Source organism: Streptomyces sp. NPDC001507 (assembly GCF_042894765.1).
Lineage (GTDB): Bacteria > Actinomycetota > Actinomycetes > Streptomycetales > Streptomycetaceae > Streptomyces.
The window spans coordinates 382077-400231 of the sequence record NZ_JBIAVV010000001.1 but is presented as its reverse complement, the minus strand read 5'-3'; the positions used below and the strand labels follow the sequence as shown (position 1 = coordinate 400231).

The 18155-nt window shown below is 71.7% G+C and carries 15 protein-coding genes and 1 pseudogene; 8 read left to right on the top strand and 8 right to left on the bottom strand.

Translation table 11 applies throughout. The annotated features are described in order from the left end of the window. Window positions 1-61 precede the first annotated feature (61 nt). On the bottom strand, window positions 62-1735 hold the full coding sequence (locus tag ACFY0K_RS01865; protein WP_390638121.1) for an esterase-like activity of phytase family protein: 1674 nt from the start codon (window positions 1733-1735) through the stop codon (window positions 62-64). A 158-nt stretch (window positions 1736-1893) separates the two neighbouring features. Between ACFY0K_RS01865 and ACFY0K_RS01860 the strand changes: the two genes are divergently transcribed. Together ACFY0K_RS01860 and ACFY0K_RS01855 are read left to right on the top strand one after the other, a co-directional pair. Further along, on the top strand, window positions 1894-2715 hold the full coding sequence (locus ACFY0K_RS01860; RefSeq protein WP_390638120.1) for a lectin: 822 nt from the start codon (window positions 1894-1896) through the stop codon (window positions 2713-2715). Window positions 2716-2800: 85 nt separating this feature from the next. Further along, window positions 2801-3928 (top strand): glycoside hydrolase family 19 protein, encoded by a 1128-nt coding sequence (locus ACFY0K_RS01855; protein WP_390638834.1) that lies wholly within the window; start codon window positions 2801-2803, stop codon window positions 3926-3928. A gap of 61 nt (window positions 3929-3989) precedes the next feature. Here the strand turns inward: ACFY0K_RS01855 and ACFY0K_RS01850 are convergent, their stop codons facing one another. Next, window positions 3990-6776, bottom strand: a complete 2787-nt coding sequence (locus ACFY0K_RS01850; protein WP_390638119.1) for a lectin — start codon at window positions 6774-6776, stop codon at window positions 3990-3992. A 364-nt stretch (window positions 6777-7140) separates the two neighbouring features. Between ACFY0K_RS01850 and ACFY0K_RS01845 the strand changes: the two genes are divergently transcribed. Together ACFY0K_RS01845 and ACFY0K_RS01840 are read left to right on the top strand one after the other, a co-directional pair. Beyond that, complete coding sequence (locus ACFY0K_RS01845; RefSeq protein WP_390638118.1) at window positions 7141-8622, top strand: FGGY-family carbohydrate kinase; 1482 nt, start codon at window positions 7141-7143, stop codon at window positions 8620-8622. Window positions 8623-8656: 34 nt separating this feature from the next. Beyond that, window positions 8657-9085, top strand: a complete 429-nt coding sequence (locus ACFY0K_RS01840) for a VOC family protein (protein WP_351955384.1) — start codon at window positions 8657-8659, stop codon at window positions 9083-9085. A gap of 149 nt (window positions 9086-9234) precedes the next feature. Here the strand turns inward: ACFY0K_RS01840 and ACFY0K_RS01835 are convergent, their stop codons facing one another. Then, window positions 9235-10245 carry a zinc-binding alcohol dehydrogenase family protein gene (locus ACFY0K_RS01835; protein ID WP_390638833.1) on the bottom strand — a complete coding sequence of 337 codons (1011 nt, stop codon included), beginning with the start codon at window positions 10243-10245 and terminating at the stop codon, window positions 9235-9237. A 229-nt stretch (window positions 10246-10474) separates the two neighbouring features. Here ACFY0K_RS01835 and ACFY0K_RS01830 point away from each other — a divergent pair, with 229 nt between their 5' ends. Then, on the top strand, window positions 10475-10837 hold the full coding sequence (locus tag ACFY0K_RS01830) for a winged helix-turn-helix transcriptional regulator (protein ID WP_390638117.1): 363 nt from the start codon (window positions 10475-10477) through the stop codon (window positions 10835-10837). Between the two features lie 73 nt (window positions 10838-10910). Here the strand turns inward: ACFY0K_RS01830 and ACFY0K_RS01825 are convergent, their stop codons facing one another. Then, complete coding sequence (locus ACFY0K_RS01825) at window positions 10911-11831, bottom strand: helix-turn-helix transcriptional regulator (RefSeq protein WP_390638832.1); 921 nt, start codon at window positions 11829-11831, stop codon at window positions 10911-10913. Between ACFY0K_RS01825 and ACFY0K_RS01820 the strand changes: the two are divergent. After that, window positions 11717-12179 (top strand): annotated as a pseudogene (locus ACFY0K_RS01820) (VOC family protein). The gene ACFY0K_RS01825 and the pseudogene ACFY0K_RS01820 sit on opposite strands and share 115 nt — an antisense overlap. A 16-nt stretch (window positions 12180-12195) precedes the next feature. Here the strand turns inward: ACFY0K_RS01820 and ACFY0K_RS01815 are convergent. Next, window positions 12196-12714 carry an adenylate kinase gene (locus tag ACFY0K_RS01815; protein WP_390638116.1) on the bottom strand — a complete coding sequence of 173 codons (519 nt, stop codon included), beginning with the start codon at window positions 12712-12714 and terminating at the stop codon, window positions 12196-12198. 120 nt (window positions 12715-12834) lie between these two features. Between ACFY0K_RS01815 and ACFY0K_RS01810 the strand changes: the two genes are divergently transcribed. Then, window positions 12835-13605 carry a hypothetical protein gene (locus tag ACFY0K_RS01810; RefSeq protein ID WP_390638115.1) on the top strand — a complete coding sequence of 257 codons (771 nt, stop codon included), beginning with the start codon at window positions 12835-12837 and terminating at the stop codon, window positions 13603-13605. Between the two features lie 39 nt (window positions 13606-13644). Continuing rightward, window positions 13645-14850 (top strand): cytochrome P450, encoded by a 1206-nt coding sequence (locus ACFY0K_RS01805; RefSeq protein ID WP_390638114.1) that lies wholly within the window; start codon window positions 13645-13647, stop codon window positions 14848-14850. An 81-nt stretch (window positions 14851-14931) separates the two neighbouring features. On the opposite strand, the gene sbnA is transcribed toward ACFY0K_RS01805, so the two are convergent. Genes sbnA through ACFY0K_RS01790 form a run of 3 tightly spaced genes read right to left on the bottom strand, consistent with a single transcriptional unit; the run spans window position 14932 to window position 18131 of the window. Continuing rightward, window positions 14932-16023 (bottom strand): 2,3-diaminopropionate biosynthesis protein SbnA, encoded by a 1092-nt coding sequence (sbnA, locus tag ACFY0K_RS01800; RefSeq protein ID WP_390638113.1) that lies wholly within the window; start codon window positions 16021-16023, stop codon window positions 14932-14934. A gap of 36 nt (window positions 16024-16059) precedes the next feature. Then, window positions 16060-17130: a 2,3-diaminopropionate biosynthesis protein SbnB gene (gene sbnB / locus ACFY0K_RS01795; protein WP_390638112.1), complete on the bottom strand. Its 1071-nt coding sequence runs from the start codon at window positions 17128-17130 to the stop codon at window positions 16060-16062. Continuing rightward, window positions 17127-18131, bottom strand: a complete 1005-nt coding sequence (locus ACFY0K_RS01790) for a TauD/TfdA family dioxygenase (RefSeq protein WP_390638111.1) — start codon at window positions 18129-18131, stop codon at window positions 17127-17129. Before ACFY0K_RS01790 ends, sbnB begins: the two co-directional genes overlap by 4 nt. Window positions 18132-18155: the final 24 nt, after the last annotated feature.

Sequence of the window (18155 nt, the reverse complement as noted above, 5' to 3'; positions counted from 1 at the left end):
TGGGCAGCCGGACCGGGCCCGTCCACCGACTGGACGGGCCCGGTCCGGCGCGCGGGCCGCGTCAGTCCACGCGGACGGTGACCGTGACGGTCTTGAGCACGGCCGGCAGCTTGGTGGTGTCGACCTTCAGGATCTCGCCGTTGTCGGTCCGGCCCGTGGCCGGCAGCACCTTCTGGTGGACGGTCCACTTCCCGTCGGGGTCGACGGCGATGGTGTCGATGCCGAAGTCGTCGTCGTTGGACAGGTACAGCGTCTTGCCCGCGTCCGTGGTGGCGACGCCCTCGACCTTGTCGTGCCCGAAGAACTTCCCGCTGGGGTCGAGCTGGCTCACCAGCGTCCCGACGTCGAGGTACGGCTGCTTCTGCGCGACCTGGACGCCTGCGCCGGTGAGCGCGGTGAGCGCGGCGTTGGTGCCGACCTTGCCGACGAACGCCTCGGGTGACTTGCCGCCGATGGTCAGCCCGCTGACGTCGGTGGCGCCGTTGATGTCGACCTCGTAGAGGGACTTCCGGGCGAACGGCTCGACGTTTCCGTCGCGTTCGTCGACGACGAACTTCGTGTCGGACAGCGCCGTGATCTCGCTGTTGGCGTCACCGGTGGTGGCCGGGTCGTCCAGCAGGTACAGGTACTGCCTGGTCCTGAACGTGCGCAGGTCGATGGTGACGATGCGGGTGGGCGCGAGGTTGGACGCCTTGGTGCTGCCGAGATCCGGCTGCTGCAGCGCGGCCTGCATGACGCCCACCAGGGCCGAGCCGTCCGGCGTGACCGTCAGGCCTTCCATGCCCTTGTTCTTCAGGCGGTTGGCCAGCTCGGCCGGCAGGTAGCCGAGGATCTTGTGGAACTGGTTGTCCTGGCTGTCCTTGTACGGGGTCAGCCGGCCCAGTTCGTAGCCGTTCGCGTCGAAGTGCGTGAGGTACGGACCGTACTCGTCCGAGACCCAGAACGTGCCGTCGGGCAGCGCCACCAGGCCCTCGGAGTCGTAGCCGTAGGGGTCACGCCCGACGGGCACGGGGGTGCCGCCGTTGGCGTTCGTCGCGGTGACGTCGTCGATGACCTCGCTCGTGTCGTGCGGCGGACGGCCGCTGTACGGCACACCGCCCAGGCTCTTCGGGCCCTTCAGGGTGATCTTCCTGACCAGCTCGGCCCTGCCCTTGTCGAGCTTGAACTCACCGATCTGCGGGGTGAAGTCGGTGAGCATCTCGGACTTGTTGCCGTCCGGGGCGTCGGCGTTGGGACCGCGGTCGGTGAGGCCGTAGAGGCGGCCGGACTTGCCCGGTACCGGGGTGAGCGCGGAGCCGTAGCCCTCGCCGGAGATGCGGGTGGTCGTACCGCCCGGTCCCGCGACCGTGGCGAGCGAGGGCAGCGGGTCGCCGTTGCGCTGCGTGTCCTTGAACAGCTGCACGGCGTCGGTCGCCGTGTACGTGAAGGTGTCCGTGCCCTTGAAGCCGGCGTCCGGCGTGTACGTGAACGTGCCGTCCGCGTCGACCGTCGCCGTGCCGTGGGACGGGGCGGTGTGCCGCACGACCGCGGTCGCGCCGTAGTCGTTGCGCAGCACGTCACCCGTCACCTTGCCGTGGCCGGAGAACGAGTCGGCGGCCGCGTCGAAGTCGTGCGTCGGGGCCGACAGCCAGCCGTGGGCCTGGGCCACGACGGTGCCCGTGCCCGCCACGGCGGCGGTGACAAGGATCGCTATGCCGATCCGGGTGCGCTTGCGCGAGCGAGGTCTTGAGGTCATGCCCATGAACTTGTAGGTCCGGGGTGAACCCTGAGTCGCCATCAGGTGAACCCACGGTTCAAAGTGGCCTGTTGTCGGCCTTCGGGCCCCAGGGTGTCCACCACATCTGTCATGTTCACATCTTGACGGACTTGGTATAGACCTTTTACTTTCCCGCCATGGCTGCTCGCTCTCCCTACCTCACCGCCGCCTTACGCGGCACTCCCGTGATAGCCCTGCTGGCCCTGTCGCTCGGCCCGTTGACCGCGACACCGGCGGCAGCGGCGACGGGCACGGTCACGGGCCTCGCCGGCAAGTGCCTCGACGTCGCCGGCGCCGGCACCGCCGACGGCACCCCGGTCCAGCTCTACGACTGCAACGGCACCGGCGCCCAGCAGTGGACCACCGGCGCCGACAACACCCTGCGTGCCCTCGGCAAGTGCCTCGACGTCACCGGCAACTCCACCGCCGACGGCGCCAAGGTCCAGCTCTGGTCCTGCACCGGCGCCGCCAACCAGCAATGGACCGTCACCGCCGCCCACGACATCGTCAACCCGGCCGCGAACAAGTGCCTCGACGTGACCGACCGCTCCTCCGCGAACGGTGCGCGGATCCAGATCTGGAGCTGCACCGGGGCCGACAACCAGAAGTGGAACGCCCCCGCGCAGCAGCAGTCCGGCGAACAGTGCTGGGCCACGCACTACGGCCCCCAGCCGCCCGGTGCGCTGACCGCCAGCGGCGAGGTCTTCGACAACAACGCCGACACGGCCGCCACCTCCCTCTCCCGCCAGCCCCAACTGCCCTTCGGCACCCGCGTCCAGGTCACCAACATCGCCAACGGCCGCTCCCTGACCGTTCGGATCAACGACCGCGGCACGTTCACCCAGACCCCGCAGGAACCCAAGTGCCTCGATCTGACCGACGGCGCCTTCAGCCGGCTCGGCGGCGTCCTCGACCCCGACGCCGGACACATCGTCGTGACCCAGCAGGTCCTCGGCTGAGACGTCTGCCCCGGCAGACCGGTCACGCGCTCCCACCCCCCTCGTCTCACGTCAGGAGCAGCTCTCCATGCGCCTACCTCTCGTCATGTCCCGCCGCTTCGGGCGCGGCGTCCTCGGCCGACTGACACTGGGCGTCGTCCTCGCCGCCGTCCTGTCCGCCCTGTTCACCGTCGCCCCGGCCCAGGCGGCGACCGGCCAGATCACCGGACTGGCCGGCAAGTGCGTCGACGTGGCCGGCGCCAACAGCGCCAACGGCACCGCCGTCCAGCTCTACGACTGCAACGGCACCGGCGCCCAGAGCTGGTCGAACAGCGGCGACGGCACCCTGCGCGCCCTCGGCAAGTGCCTGGACGTGGTCGACCGCGGCACCGCCGACGGGTCCGCCGTCCAGCTCTGGGACTGTTCCGGCGGAGCGAACCAGCAGTGGGTCGTCACCGCCGCCCACGACATCGTCAACCCCGCCGCGAACAAGTGCCTCGACGTGCGGGACAACAACAGCGCCAACGGCACCCGCCTGCAGATCTGGACCTGCACCGGCGCCGCCAACCAGAAGTGGAACGCCCCGGCCGGTGACGGCGGAGGCGGCAACCCGTCCGGGTTCGTGGTCAGCGAGGCGCAGTTCAACCAGATGTTCCCGAACCGGAACGGCTTCTACACCTACCAGGGCCTGACCGCCGCGCTCAGCGCCTACCCCGGCTTCGCCACCACCGGCAGTGACACCACCAGGAAGCAGGAGGCGGCCGCCTTCCTCGCCAACGTCAGCCACGAGACCGGCGGCCTGGTGTACGTCGTGGAGCAGAACACCGCCAACTACCCGACGTACTGCGACTGGAGCCAGCCCTACGGCTGCCCGGCGGGCCAGGCCGCCTACTACGGCCGCGGCCCCATCCAGCTCAGCTGGAACTTCAACTACAAGGCGGCCGGTGACGCGCTCGGCATCGACCTGCTCGACAACCCCTGGCTGGTGCAGAACGACTCGGCCGTCGCCTGGAAGACCGGCCTGTGGTACTGGAACACCCAGAGCGGCCCCGGCACGATGACCCCGCACAACGCCATGGTCAACGGCGCCGGCTTCGGCCAGACCATCCGCTCCATCAACGGCTCCCTGGAGTGCGACGGCCGCAACCCGGCCCAGGTCCAGAGCCGCGTCGACGCCTACCAGCGCTTCACGTCGATCCTCGGTGTCACCCCCGGCGCCAACCTGTACTGCTGATCACCCCCGCGGGTGCGTGGAGCCGGCCGGGCGTTCGGCTGCCCGGCCGGCTCGGTGCCGCTCAGCCCGGCAGTCTCCAGTTCTGGGCTGCGGTGCCGTTGCAGGTGTACAGCTGGAGCTGGGTGCTGTTCGCCGTCGAGGAGTTGGGGTCGTCGAGGCACAGCTTCGACTCGGGGTTGACCAGCGACCCGTTGCTGCCGGCGGTCCACTGCTGGGCGCCGGTGCCGTTGCAGGTCCACAGCTGGATCAGCGTGCCGTTGGTGGTCCCGCTGTGGTCGGCGTCCAGGCACTTGCCGAGGGCCCGGACCGTTCCGTCGCCGGCGACGATCCAGTCCTGGGCGTACGTGCTGTCGCAGCCCCAGATCTGGACGTGGGTGCCGTCGGCGGTGCCGGAGGACGCGACGTCCGCGCACAGGTTCGAGGCCACCGACGAGGTGAGCGGACCGATCCGCGGCGAGGTGGGCGCGGTGGTGTCGCCCGCGTACGAGGGCGGCGCCGCGCCGGCCGCCGTCGCCCAGGAGGTGTTGGCGCCGGTGCCCAGCGTGAAGTCCAGCGTGCCGCCTGCCGTGATCGCGGTGGTGGGGGCGTAGGCGTTGTTCCACGCCGTGCCGTTCCACGCCGCGGACTGGACGTAGGGGGCGTTGTCGGCGGCGCCGTTGCCGTTGACCGCGAGCGTCCTGCCCGACGGGAGCGTGACCACGGCCTGCGTGAACAGCGGGGAGCCGAGGGCGAGGTCGGCGGTGCCGGGCGTCTCGGGGAACATGCCGAGCGCCGACCACACGTACCAGGCGCTCATCGCACCGAGGTCGTCGTTGCCGTCGGCCAGGCCGCCCGGGGTGTTCGACCAGATCTGGTCCTGGATCGCCCGCACCGTGCCCTGCGTCTTGTAGGGCTGCCCGGTGTAGTCGTACTCCCACGGGAGTTCGATGCTCGGCTCGTTGCCGACCCAGGCGTAGCCGTTGGCGCCGGTGTAGCTGCGCAGCACGGTGTCCAGGTAGTGGTTCATCGCCGTGTTGCCGCCCTTGGCGTGGGCAAGCCCTCCGATGTCGAAGGGCACCATCCCGGTGTAGATCCACGAGTCGGCCTCGACCATGTCGGTGCCGCTGGTGGGATCGAAGCCGCCGGTCCACGAGCCGCTCGCGTTGCGGGGCTCCACGAAGCCGGAGGCGGGGTTGAGCACGTTGCGCCAGTCCTGCGCTCGGTTGGCGTAGGTCTTCTGGTTCGCGGTGTCCCCGAGCGCTCCGGCCATCGCGGAGATCGCGAAGTCGGCGGTGTCGTACTCCAGGGTGGTGGCCACCGGGCCGTAGAAGTTGCAGCAGCCGTAGCTGCCGTCGTGCGGCATGTAGCCCGGCGAGTTCAGGTAGGCGAGGCCGGGGCGGTCGTTGTTGGTGGTGCTCGCCTGTTTCACCATGTCGGCCAGGGCGGCCGTGGTGTCGAAGTTCCGGGCGCCGAAGGCGTAGTAGTCCGCGAGGATGGCGTCCGCCGGGTCACCGACCATGACGTACGACTCGCCGTTGTTCTCCGACCACTTGGGGAATATCCCGGTCTGCGCGTAGTCGTCGACCATGGACTGGGCGGTGTCCGAGGCGACCTGGGGAGCGACGAGGGCTTCGAGCTGGGCCTGCGAGCGGTAGATGTCCCAGCCGGAGTAGTTCGCGTACACCGCGCCGTGACCGGCGTCCACGGTGTGCGTCTTCCCGTCGAAGCCGTAGTACTGGCCGTTGCTGTCGCTGATCACGTTCGGATGCAGCAGTGAGTGGTAGAGCGCCGTGTAGAAGCTCTGCTGCTGTGCGGCCGTCCCGCCGGCGATCTGCACTTTGCCGAGCGTGCTGTTCCACGCGTTCTGCGCCGCGGTCCGCGTCGCGCCGAAGTCCCAGCCGGAGTTCTCCGCGGTCCGGTTGGCGACCGCGTTGGCGACGGACACGTAGGAGATGCCGACCTTGGCCTGCACGACCGGGTTGCTCGTGGTGTTGAAGGTGACGTAGCCGTTCGAGGCGGCGGCGGCAGGGGCGGCGCTGCTCCCTGTGGTCTTCGCGGACCCGTGGTGCCCGGTGCCTGGGTTCTTGCCGTGCAGGACCGGCCGGTTGGGCCTCTCGGCCGCGTTCTTCGAGGCCCCGGCGGTGACCCGGGGAGTGGTGGCCGACGCCTTGGCGAGCGAGCTGCCCTGCGAGGCGAACGGCTGGTCGAAGACCATGTCGAAGTACACCGTGTACGTGTTTCCCGCGCCGCAGAAGTGGCCGCTGGTGACCTGCCCGCTGACCTCCGTGTTCGACACCTTGGTGAACTGGGTCGAACTGGCGCCGTTCTGACTGCCCGTCAACTTGAAGATCAGATTGGCCTGGCTGGTCGAGGGGAAGGTGAACCGGGCCATGCCGCTGCGGGTCGTGGTGGTCAGCTCGGTGGTCACCTGGTTGTTGAGCGTAACCTTGTACGACCCGGCGGAGGCCGACTCGTCGGCGTGCGAGAACGCGTCCGTGGCACCGGTGTTCACCGCTCCCACCGTGGGCAGCACGGGTACGTCGCCGGCCGCGCCGCAACCGGGGCCGGCGATGTGGGTCAGGCTGAAGCCGGTGATCGACGAGTCGTTGTACTCGTAGCCCCCGCCGTCGGGCCGCGACGGCGTGTCCGGGCTCCACTGCACCATGCCGAACGGGACGTCGGCCCCCGGGAAGTCGTCGGCCTGGTTCGACGTTCCGATGAACGGATTGACGAGAGTGGCCGGTGCGGTGACGAGCGCGGCCTTCCCGGCGGCCCACGCCGGCGTGCACAGTCCGGCCGCGGCGAGCGCCGCGGCCGCGAGGAGACCGATCGCCATGGTGCCGGGGGGTCTCGACAGTCGTGTGATCACGGGGTTTGCTCCTCTACTCGGAAGTTGAGGGTCCGACAACGTTGTCGGCGCGGTCGGGAACGCGACCCGGATGAGGAACGACGCGCGCCGGATGGTCGGATGGCCGAGGCTGACAACGTTGTCCGACCGTGGAGACGAGGTGCCTGAGCTACGAACGCTTCGAGGGGTCCCCGGGCCGTGAGCGCCCCGGGAGCAGAGCGGGAACTGTCCGTGAAGCTAGCCACAAGGCAGGGGCATGTCAACGACTGCCGCAGGGCGGTCCGCCGGGTACGACGCGAGCCGGGCGCCGGCCTGCGGGTCGCGGACGGCGTCACCGCGGAGCGGCAGACTACGGTGGCGCATCCGGCGCCAAGGGAGGCAGCGCATGACCGACGTCGTTCTCGGAGTGGACGTGGGCACTTCCAGTACCAAGGGCGTGGTGGTGGACACGGCCGGCCGCGTCCTGGGCGAGGCCGTACGCGGTCATGCGGTCGACCGTCCCCGGCCGGGGCACGTCGAGATGGACGCACAGGTGTGGTGGGACGAGTTCGTCTCGCTCGCGGCCGAACTCCTGGACCGCGACGACCTCACCGTCCGTGCCGTCGGAGTCAGCGGCATGGGCCCGTGCACCCTGCTGGTCGACGGCGCGGACGAACCGGTGCGTCCGGCGGTGCTGTACGGCGTGGACACCCGCGCCGGGGAACAGATCACGCGGCTGAACCGGGAGTTGGGGCCGGACACGGTCTTCCGCAGGTGCGGTTCGGCGCTGTCGTCCCAGGCCGTCGGGCCGAAGCTCGCCTGGATCCGCGAACGGGAGCCCGACGCGTGGGCGCGCGCCCGCCGCCTCTACATGCCCGCGTCGTGGCTCGCCCACCGGCTGACCGGCGCCTACGTGCTGGACCTGCACTCCGCCAGCCAGTGCACCCCGCTGTTCGACATCCACGAGCAGCGCTGGATCCCCGAGTGGGCCGAGCACATCGCACCCGGCCTCGAACTCCCGCCGCTGCGCTGGCCGGGCGACGAGGCCGGGCGGGTGCGGACGACCGTCGCGGGCATCCCGGCGGGGACACCGGTCATCGTGGGGACGATCGACGCCTGGAGCGAGGCCGTCAGCGTCGGCGGCCACGGTGTCGGCGACCTGATGCTGATGTACGGCACCACGATGTTCCTGGTGAACACCGTCGACCGGCTGGTGACCAGCCCGTCGATGTGGTCCACGGTGGGTGCCCTGCCCGGCACCCTCTGCCTGGCCGGCGGCATGGCGACCTCCGGAGCCGTCACCGACTGGCTGGGACAGCTCTTCGGCGGCGTCGGGCCCGGCGTGCTGTTCGGCGAGGCGGCCGCGTCGCCGCCGGGTGCGAACGGCCTGGTGATGCTGCCCTACTTCGCCGGGGAGCGCACGCCCGTCATGGACCCCGACGCCCGGGGGGTGATCGCGGGCCTGACGCTGGGTCACACCCGGGGCGACCTGATGCGGGCGGCGCTGGAGGCGACCGCCTACGGGGTCCGGCACAACGTCGGAACGATGCTCGCGGCCGGGGCCGACATCCGGCGGATCGTCGCGGTGGGCGGCGGCACCCGGGGCGGGCTGTGGCCCCAGATCGTCAGCGATGTCACCGGCCTCGAACAGATCGTCGCCCGCACCACCATCGGGGCCAGTTACGGTGCCGCCTTCCTCGCCGCAGGGCTGACCGGCCGGCCGGACATCACGGCGTGGAACCCGCCGGAGTCGGTGGTCCGGCCCGATCCCACGACCGCGGATGTCTACGGCCGCCGGTTCGCCCAGTACCGGGACCTGTACGACAGCACCACCGCGGTCACCCACGCCCTGGCCCACGACCAGCGGACCGGACGTCGAACGGCCTGACCGGCGCGCGGATTCGCCCTGCTATGGTGCGCCGATGCCAGCGATCAAGCAGTTCCAGGTCACCTTCGACTGCGCGGAACCCGAGCGTCTCGCCCGCTTCTGGTGCGAGGTGCTGGGGTACGTCGTACCACCGCCGCCGGCGGGGTTCGCCACCTGGGACGAGTTCAGGCGCGCGCAGCCGCCCGAGCAGCGGGACGCGTGGTTCGCCTGCGTGGACCCCTCGGGCGTCGGCCCGCGGCTCTACTTCCAGCGCGTGCCCGAGGGGAAGGCCGTCAAGAACCGGGTGCATCTCGACGTGCGGGTCGGCACCGGCCTCGTGGGCGAGGAGCGGCTCGCCGCGCTGGAGGCCGAGTGCGCGCGGCTGGTCCCGCTCGGCGCGGTACACGTGAGGACGCTGTACGACGGCAATGACGCGTGCATCCCGATGCTGGACATCGAGGGCAACGAGTTCTGCATCGACTGACCGTTCAGGCACGTGCCGCCCGCTCACGGACCGCTCGGATCAGGTTTTTCTCCCGCGGTGGCGAGGGCCGTTCGTCGGGCCCCGGGAGCGCTCGCCGAGCCGCTCCGGCCGCGGCCGCCGGCCGTGGCTCGGCGTCGTCCGACGCCCGGTCAGAAGCCGGTGAGCGTGGTCTTGCCGATGGCGGAGCCGCTCTCCTGGAGGCGGTGGGCCGCGCGGAGGTTGGCGGCGTTGACCGGACCCAGGTCGCGGGTGGCCGTGGTGGTGAGGATGCCGGCGTCGACCAGCCGGGCGACCTGGGTGAGGATGTGGTGCTGCATGCTCTGGTCGGCCGTACGGAACATCGACCGCGTGAACATGAACTCCCAGTGGAAGGAGATGCTCTTCGGCTTGAGCACGCCGAGGGGCAGCGCCTCGAAGTCGTCGATGGCGACGATCCGGCCGAAGGGGGTGAGCGTCTCGGCGTACGCGGCCAGGTTGCGTTCGGTCCCGGTGGTGCTGAAGACGAAGTCGATGCCGTCCGGCGCCACTTCGGCCAGTTGTGCGGCCAGTGGCCGGTGGTGGTCGACGACGTGGTGGGCGCCCATGCGGCGCGCGAAGTCGACGCTCTCGGGGCGCGACGCCGTGCCGATGACGGTGAGGCTGGTCAGCGCGCCGGCCAGTTGCGCGGTGATCGAGCCCACGCCGCCCGCGGCCGCGGTGACCAGCAGGGCACCGGTCTGCTCCAGGGCGCCCGTGCGCAGGCCGAGCCGCTCGAACAGCCCCTCCCACGCGGTGAGCGAGGTCAGCGGCAGCGCGGCGGCCTCGGTGAAGGAGAGGGTGGCCGGCTTGCGGGCGACGATGCGCTCGTCGACCACGTGGTAGCGGGAGTTGGCGCCCGGCCGGTCCACCGCGCCGGCGTAGTACACCTCGTCGCCCACCGAGAAGAGCTCCACGTCGCCGCCGACGGCGACGACGGTCCCGGCGGCGTCCCAGCCGAGCACCTTCGGCTCCCCGCCCGGGTCGGCGTTCTGCCGGATCTTGTAGTCCACCGGGTTGACGGCGATCGCCTCGACGCGCACCAGCACGTCGCGGGGTCCCGGCTCCGGGGTGGGCAGGGTGACGTCGACCAGGCTCTCGGCGTCCTCGACGGGCAGCGACGTGCGGTAGGCGACCGCGGGCATCGTCGCGGGGATGTCGTACGTGGCGTTCATGGTGGTCCGGCCTTTCCATGGGTGCGTGTTCCGGGAGCCGCGGACGACGCCGCTCCGTTCCAGGTGCATCGGCACAACGCGGCCGCACCGACAGCACCCGCGGGCGGGCGGTCCGTGCCTGCGGCCACGTCCGCGACAGTACGAAACGGATCGTGGTTACCCGCAAGGGCCCATGGTTCCCTTTGGGTACTATTGCTGTATGACGACCACGGCTCACCTGTGCGACGACCCGAAGAGCGTCTATCTCGCCGCCTGCCCCTGCCGCGACATGCTGGATCTGCTCGCCAACAAGTGGAGCGCCCTCGCCCTGGGCGCGCTGGAGGAGGGTCCCCAGCGCTTCGGGGCGCTGCGCGCGCGGCTGCAGGGGGTGAGCCCGAAGGTTCTCACCCGGACGCTGCGGCGTCTGGAGGATCACGGCCTAGTGCACCGCGAGATCTACCCGGAGGTCCCGCCCCGCGTCGAGTACAGCCTGACTGCGCTCGGCGAGGACGCCTGCCGCCCGTTGGCCCACCTGCGCACCTGGGTGGAGGAGAACATCGAGCGGTTCCCGGCGTCGCGCTGACCCGGCGGGTCGTACCGGGTGGACGGCGGTCTCCGGCGCGGGTTCCGACCGCTCCGGGCCGGCCCGCCCGCCGTCAGGTTTGGCGGGCGCAGGACGCGAGGCGGTCGGCGAGGGCGGCGACGAGGTCGCGCAGTTCGCCGGGGCGCTCGACGACGAACGGCCGGTCCAGTGCGGCGAGGACCGGAGGCAGCCAGTCGAGCCGCTCCACCCGCAGCTCGACCCGCAGCCAGCGCTCGGCCGCCGGGTCCCGGTCCGCCGCGGGTTCGTGTTCCTCCAGGGTCGCGACGGCGGCGGGCAGCCGGGCCCGGATCTGCTCGGGCGTCCCGTGGATCCGCAGGGTCACCTCGTGCCGGTACCCGGCCGTGGCGAACCCGGAGAGCACGCGCTCCGCGGCACCGGGGCCCTCGGGCGCCTCGAAGGAGCCGGGCAGCGTCCGCGCGTCCGCGATGCGGTCGAGCCGGAAGGTCCGGTCCGCACCGGCCGAGGCGTCCCTGCCGGTGACGTACCAACGACCCGCGTGGGCGACGATCCCGTACGCGTGCAGTGTGCGTTCGCTGCGTCGTCCGTCGCGGTCGGTGTAGCGGATCGAGACCGGCCGGCGGTGGCGTACCGCGTCGGCGACGGTGAGCAGGACCCCGGCGTCCGGGGTGTCGAACTCGCCGGGCCGGTCGGTGAAGGCGAGGGCCTCCAGGAGGGCGTCGAGGCGGTGCGTGAGGTGCCTGGGCAGCACCCGCCGGATCTTCGCCGCCGCCGTCTCGCTCGCCGTGAGCTCCGTCGTCAGCCCGGCCCGGCGGCCGGCGACCAGGCCGAGCAGCACGGCCAGCGCCTCGTCGTCGCCGAGCATGAGCGGCGGCAGGCGGTAGCCGGGGGCGAGCCGGTATCCGCCGTAGCGGCCGCGCACCGATTCCACGGGCACGTCGAGGTCGATCAGCTGGTCCACGTACCGCCGTACGGTGCGCCCTTCGACGCCGAGCCGGTCGGCGAGTTCGGCCACGGTCCGGGTGCCGCCCGACTGCAGCAGTTCCAGGAGGGTCAGCACGCGGCCGGTGGGTCGGGACATGGACACAATCTAGCGCGCATACCGGACCGATTCTGTCCACTATTTCTCCCGGCCTGCGTGGTGCGAGCCTTCAGCACGGCCAAGGGAGATCCCATGGACTTCGTCTCGATCCGTTCCTCGTCGACGACGTGGACCGCGTCCACCGGAACCTGAAGGATTTGGTCACCGAGCCCACCACGATGCCCTGGGGCAAGCGGTCGCCGCTGTTCCGCGGCCCCGACGGCAACCTCGTCACTTCTTCATCCCGTCACCCCGGCGGCCGTCGCGAAGTCCGGGCGCTGACGCCTCGGACGTGCTCTCAGAGAGCGGCCAGCCAGGCCGCCGTGTCGTCGGGGTGCGCGAAGCGGTGGGTGTCGAGCGGGGCGAAACGGGGATCCCCGGCCCGGCGCCCGATCTCGCGGCTTCGGGGGCCGTGCTGGGACCAGGCCCACCAGGCCGGGTGCTCCCGGCTCAGCCACCCCGACCAGGTCTCCCTGTTGCCGCCGAAGAGGGCCTCGCGTGTGACGGTGCGCCGGACGGAGCGGCGCAGCACGCGGGGCATGACGACGCGCCTGGGATAGTCCAGCCAGACCACGGTGTCGGCCCGGTCCCACAGCAGGTCACGGACTTCCGGGTAGCCGAGCGAGTCGATGATCCAGCGCGGCCCGGCGGTGAGCCGGGCCACGTCCGCGGACAGTTCGCCGTTGACGGCCCAGCCGGGGCCGTTGAAGTACAGGGCGTCCATCTCGTGGTAGGGCAGGCCCAGACGACCGCTCAGGGCCCGGGCGAGCGTGGACTTGCCCGCGCCGGTGACACCCACCACCAAGATCCGTTCCATCCGCGCACCCTATCCCGCGGCCTCACCTGCGCTCCCCTGAGTACGGCTACTCATGCCGCCGCGCGCCGGGGCAGGGACGATGGGCCGTACCGGCGGGCGGGAGACAGGGGGACACGGGCCATGGGCAGGTTTCTCGGAGCGCTGGCGGCCGTCGTCGCGGCGGCCGCGGCGCTGATCGTCGCGTACGTGGCGGGGGCGCCGCCCGCTGTGGTGTTCGCCGTGGGCGCGGGGGTGCTGAGCCTGCTGTGGCTGCTGCTCCTGCTCACCCTGCCCTGGAACCTGTACTTCAGGGCGCATGCGGTGCTCGCCGAGATCGCGGTCAGCCGGGAGAAGGGCATGACGGTACCGGCGGCCCGGGATGCCGAGGCCGCGCGCATCGCCCGCGCGATGCTCCGGGCGGCGGTCGCGGGGCACCTCGTGACCGCCGCGGCCGTCGTCGCGCTCACCTGGGCGACGGGCGAGTTCACGGGGTACTGGTTCGCCGCGTTCTTCCTGCTGAGCACCTTCTTCCGGCCGGCCGGCGCCTACTTCGGCCAGCTCCGCAGGCGCCTGGGCAGCCTCCTCAGGGACGTCACGTACCCGCGGGACGACGTCGTCGAACTGCACGCCCGGCTGGACCGCGCCGAGGCCGGGACGCGGGTCCTGGCGGAGCAGGCGGCGCAACAGCATCGGGCCCTCGCCGAACTGCGGCATGCCGTCGACGCGTTGGCCCAGCGCTCGGACGAACGGGCCGAAGCGGCGGACCGCAGGATGGTGGCGCTGGGGAGGCAGTTCGAGTCCACGGTGAACCGGCTCACCGACAACCAGGAACTCATCGCGGGCGTCAAGGCCTTCCTGCGCCTGCTGCGCTCCCCCGACGCCGCCGACGGCGCCCCGGCGGCCTCCGGGTGACCGACCCCCGTCCGCGCCCGCACTGTCTAGGGTTGGAGCATGGACGCCAGTACAACGCCCCCCGCTCCAAGTGCCGTTGACCCCGCGGAGCTGCTCGCCGACCCGTACGCCGGGTACGCCCTGCTGCGGGAGGCCGGGCCCGTGCACCGGGTCGCCGGCACCGACGGGCTGCCGGCCTGGCTGGTGACGCGGTACGAGGACGTGCGGCAGGCCCTGGCCGACCCGCGGCTCTCCCTCGACAAGGCCCACGCCAGGCCCGGCAGTTATCGCGGGCTCGCGCTGCCTCCCGCGCTCGACGCCAACCTGCTGAACATGGACCCGCCGGACCACACCCGCGTCCGGCGCCTGGTGTCCCGGGCCTTCACGCCCCGCCGCATCGCCATGCTGCGCGAACCCGTCCGGGCGACCGCCGGCGCACTCCTCGACGCGATGGCGCCCCTCGGCCGTACCGATCTGATCTCCGCCTACGCGGCGCCGCTGCCCGTCGCCGTGATCTGCGAGCTGCTGGGCGTGCCCGAGGGGGACCGGCCGGACTTCCGGTCCTGGACCGACGCGCTCGTCGTCCCGGACCCCACCCGCCCCGGGCGGGCGAAGGAGGCCGTCGGGGCGCTGCTGGCCTTCTTCGCCGGGCTGCTCGCCCGCAAGCGTGCCGAGCCCGCCGACGACCTGCTCTCCGCCATGATCGCCGTGCGGGACGAGGAGGACCGGCTCAGCGAGGACGAGTTGATGTCGCTGGCCTTCCTCATCCTGTTCGCCGGGTACGAGAACACCGTCCATCTGATCGGCAACGCCACGCTGGCCCTGTTGGAGAACCCCGGGCAGCTGGCCGCGCTGCGCGCGGATCCGGCCCGGCTCGGGCCGGCCGTGGAGGAACTGGTCCGCTACGACGGGCCCGCGCCGCTCGCGATCCGCCGTTTCCCGACCGAGGACGTCGTCATCGGCGGCGTCACCGTCCCGGCGGGCGAGACGGTGCTGCTGGCCCTCGCGGCGGCCCACCGCGACCCGCGCCGCTTCCCCGAGCCCGACCGGCTCGACCTCGGCCGCGACGCCACCGGGCACCTGGGCCTCGGCCACGGCATCCACTACTGCCTGGGCGCGCCGCTGGCCCGGCTGGAGACCGAGATCGCCCTCGGCGCGCTCCTCGCACGCTTCCCCCGGCTCGAACTCGACGTCCCGGTGGACCGGTTGGAGTGGCGACCGTCGATGCGCACCCGCGGGCTGCGCGCCCTGCCCGTGCGCTACTGAGCGGACCGGCCGGCATGCGGCGGCCCCCCGGTCACCGCCGCGTGGGCGGGTCCGGGGGGCCGCTGCCGGCGTGCGCCGCCGTCAGGTGCTGGTACGCCGGCGGGCCGGTGCGCGGGAGGCCGACTTGGGCTCCCGGGGCAGGGGCTTCGCCGGTGCGGTGTCCCTGGTGCCGAGCACCTGGCCGTCGCCCGCGGTGCGGGGCACCAGGTCGCCGTCCTCGGTGGCCAGCACCTGGTCGCCGTAGAGGTCGTGCAGCCAGTTGGTCTGGTAGATGGTGTCGAGGTAGCGCTCGCCGAGGTCCGGTGCGATGGCGACCGCGGTGAGGTCGCGGGCGTCGTGCCGCGTCAGCCAGGCGGTCGCGCCGCTGACCACGGTCCCGGTCGAGCCTCCGAAGAGGAAGCCGTGCCGGGCCAAGCGGTGGCACATCCGGATGGTGTCCGGCTCCTCCACCTGGATCACCTCGTCGACGAAGGACTCGTCGAGCAGCGGCGGGCGCATGCTCATGCCGAGGCCCGGGATCATCCGGCGGCCCGGCTCGCCGCCGAACGCCACCGACCCGGCCGCGTCCACCGCGACGATCCGCACCGGCCGGTGCCACTCGCGGAAGTAGCGGGCGCAGCCCATCAGGGTTCCGGTGGTGCCCGCCCCGACGAACAGCACGTCGAGTTCCGGGAACCGGCGGGCTATCTCCGGGCCGGTGGTGCGGTAGTGCGCCGTCCAGTTGCCCACGTTGGTGTACTGGCTGAGCCACACGTACCGGTCGTCCGACGCGCACAGGGAGCGGACATACTCGATCCGCGTGCCCAGGAACCCGCCGTTGGAGTCCTGGTCGGCCACGATGTGCACCTCGCTGCCGAGCGCCTCCATCAGGAGCCTGGTCGACAGGTTGCAACGGGAGTCCGTCACACACAGGAACCGGTAACCCTTGCTGGCGGCGATCATGCTGAGCGCCACGCCGAGATTGCCGGAGGAGGACTCGACCAGGACGGAGTCCGCTTTCAGGATTCCGTCCCGCTCGGCGTTCTCCACCATCTCGTTGGCGGCCTTCAGTTTGATGGATCCGGCGAAGTTGAAGGCCTCGCACTTCAGGTAGAGCGGGTGTCCGCAGATCGACTCCAGGTCGACGTAGAGGTCGCCCTCGTTGAAGGCGTAGGGAGCGGAGATGACAGGCACGGCGGGCCTCCTGGTGCCGGGCCGAGGACGACTGCCTCAGCCGTAGCGGCGCAGTTCGTGGAAGAAGTCATCGATGAGACTGAGGTCCCCGGCCCGGGACACCTCGTCGTAGACGTACTTGCCGACGGCGAGGTCGAGGACGCCGAGTCCGAAGGGCGAGAAGATCACCGGGCGGTCGGGCGGCGGGGCGGCCCGGCCGGCCATGACGTCGCCGAGGGTTCCGTTGAGGAAGTCACGGTTCCCGGTGAGCTGTTCGACCAGGTGGGGTGACGTGTCGGCCTTCAGGCAGTGGTCGACGTCGTCGACGAAGTTGGCCGCGCCCATGAGGACCTCGGGGGCGAGGTCGCGCAGGGACACGTGCAGCACCAGCGGGTTGTGGGTGAACCAGGCCGGGTCCGTGACATGGGGTTGGCCGGCGATGGTGGCGAAGACCACCAGGTCGCTGCCGCGGACCAGGTCCTCGGCGTTGTCGTGGACGGTGATCCGCGCGCCGGTGCCGGTCTGTTCCAGGTAGCCGCGGAAGCCGCCGGCGCTGTCGGCGGACAGGTCGTGCACGCCGATCTCGTCGAAGTCCCAGCCGGTGCCGGCCAGGAAGGTGTGGATGTAGCGGGCGATCAGGCCGGTGCCGAGGAAGCCCACCCGGCGGGGGCGGGTGCGGTTGCGGCTGAGCCAGTCGGCGGCCAGGGCGGCGGAGGCCGCGGTCCTGGTGGCGCTGATGATCGAGCTCTCCAGGCAGGCGAACGGGTAACCGGTGTCGTGGTCGTTGAGGATCAGCACCGCGGAGGCCCGCGGCAGCCCGGCGCCCACGTTCTCCGGGAAGCTGGAGATCCACTTCAGGCCGTCCACCTGGACCGGCCCGCCGAGGGAGGCCGGCAGCGCGATGATCCGCGAGGTCGGCCGGTCCTCGAAGCGCAGGAAGTACGACGGCGGGTTGACCGAGTCCCCGGCGTCGTGCAGCCGGTAGACGGTCTCGACCAGCTCCACGAGTTCCTTCTCGCGGCCGCTCAGGGCGCGCTGCACCCGCTCACCGGTGATCACCGCGAAGGTCGGCGCGGATCCGCGCCCGGGCCGGGCCGCCCGGGCGGCCGTGGGCAGTACGTCGGTCATCGCTCGCTCGCCTCCAGGGCCTGGCAGTCCCCGGCAGGCCGGACGGGGTCGCCCATGCCGACGAGCACCTGACGCTCGCCGGTGAAGGCCTCTCTGCTGTGCGCGGTGCGGATGTTGTCCACGAGCAGCAGGTCACCCTGGTGCCAGGGCTCGCGCCGGGTGTGTGCCTCGTAGGTGCTGTTGATCAGTTGGACCACGTCCTCGCCGACCGGGCTGCCGTCGCCGTGGCGGGTGTTGAACGGCAGTCCGTCCGCGCCGTAGACGTCCACCAGGTACTCGCGGACCTCGGGGGCGAGGGTCCACTCGTTGAGGAAGGCGATCTGGTTGAACCAGCAGCGGCGGCCGGTGACCGGGTGCCGGACGACGGCGTTGCGGCGCTGTTCGGTGCGCAGGCTGCCGTCGGGCTGCCAGGTGAAGTCGATGGCGTTGGCCCGGCAGTAGCGCTCGACCCCGGCGCGGTCGGCGGTGCCGAAGGACTCCGTGAGGCCGGCGCCGATCTCGTCGTTGTAGGTGCGGGTCAGGATCCAGCCCTCCCGCTCGAACCGTTCGACGAGCCCGGCGGGCAGCGCCCGCAGCACCTCCTCGGCGTCGGCCACCGCCGTCGCCCCGCCCTGCTCGGGCGCGGTGCGGCAGGCGAACAGCATCAGTCCGGGCACCTGGAGCTGGTAACTCAGCTCGTGGTGCATGCACATGGGCTGGTTGGCCGGCCAGGGCGTGGAGGCGTACACGCCGGGCAGGTGGGCTTCACGGGGGGCGAAGGCCTCCCGCTCCGTGATGAGTTCCCCGGCCAGCTGTCCGAAGACGGCACCGACCTGGGCGGTGTCGCGCAGTCCGAGGCCGCGGACGACCAGTGCCCCGTGCTCGGTGACCTGGGCGCGCAGCGCCTCGCGGTGCTCGGCCGCCCACTTCGGGGGGTCGTCGGGTGGATCGACGCACAGCAGGGCCGGCTTGTCCGGCCGCAGCTCCACGTCGAGCGCTGATGCCAGGGAGGAGGACGGCATCTCGGGTTCCTTTCGGTCGCCCGC

Coding starts and splice junctions, on each gene's coding strand:
- ACFY0K_RS01865 (WP_390638121.1), bottom strand. CDS start 1,735: ATGACCTCAAGACCTCGCTCGCGCAAGCGCACCCGGATCGGCATAGCG.
- ACFY0K_RS01860 (WP_390638120.1), top strand. CDS start 1,894: ATGGCTGCTCGCTCTCCCTACCTCACCGCCGCCTTACGCGGCACTCCC.
- ACFY0K_RS01855 (WP_390638834.1), top strand. CDS start 2,801: ATGTCCCGCCGCTTCGGGCGCGGCGTCCTCGGCCGACTGACACTGGGC.
- ACFY0K_RS01845 (WP_390638118.1), top strand. CDS start 7,141: ATGACCGACGTCGTTCTCGGAGTGGACGTGGGCACTTCCAGTACCAAG.
- ACFY0K_RS01840 (WP_351955384.1), top strand. CDS start 8,657: ATGCCAGCGATCAAGCAGTTCCAGGTCACCTTCGACTGCGCGGAACCC.
- ACFY0K_RS01835 (WP_390638833.1), bottom strand. CDS start 10,245: ATGCCCGCGGTCGCCTACCGCACGTCGCTGCCCGTCGAGGACGCCGAG.
- ACFY0K_RS01830 (WP_390638117.1), top strand. CDS start 10,475: ATGACGACCACGGCTCACCTGTGCGACGACCCGAAGAGCGTCTATCTC.
- ACFY0K_RS01815 (WP_390638116.1), bottom strand. CDS start 12,714: ATGGAACGGATCTTGGTGGTGGGTGTCACCGGCGCGGGCAAGTCCACG.
- ACFY0K_RS01810 (WP_390638115.1), top strand. CDS start 12,835: ATGGGCAGGTTTCTCGGAGCGCTGGCGGCCGTCGTCGCGGCGGCCGCG.
- ACFY0K_RS01805 (WP_390638114.1), top strand. CDS start 13,645: ATGGACGCCAGTACAACGCCCCCCGCTCCAAGTGCCGTTGACCCCGCG.
- sbnB (WP_390638112.1), bottom strand. CDS start 17,130: ATGACCGACGTACTGCCCACGGCCGCCCGGGCGGCCCGGCCCGGGCGC.
- ACFY0K_RS01790 (WP_390638111.1), bottom strand. CDS start 18,131: ATGCCGTCCTCCTCCCTGGCATCAGCGCTCGACGTGGAGCTGCGGCCG.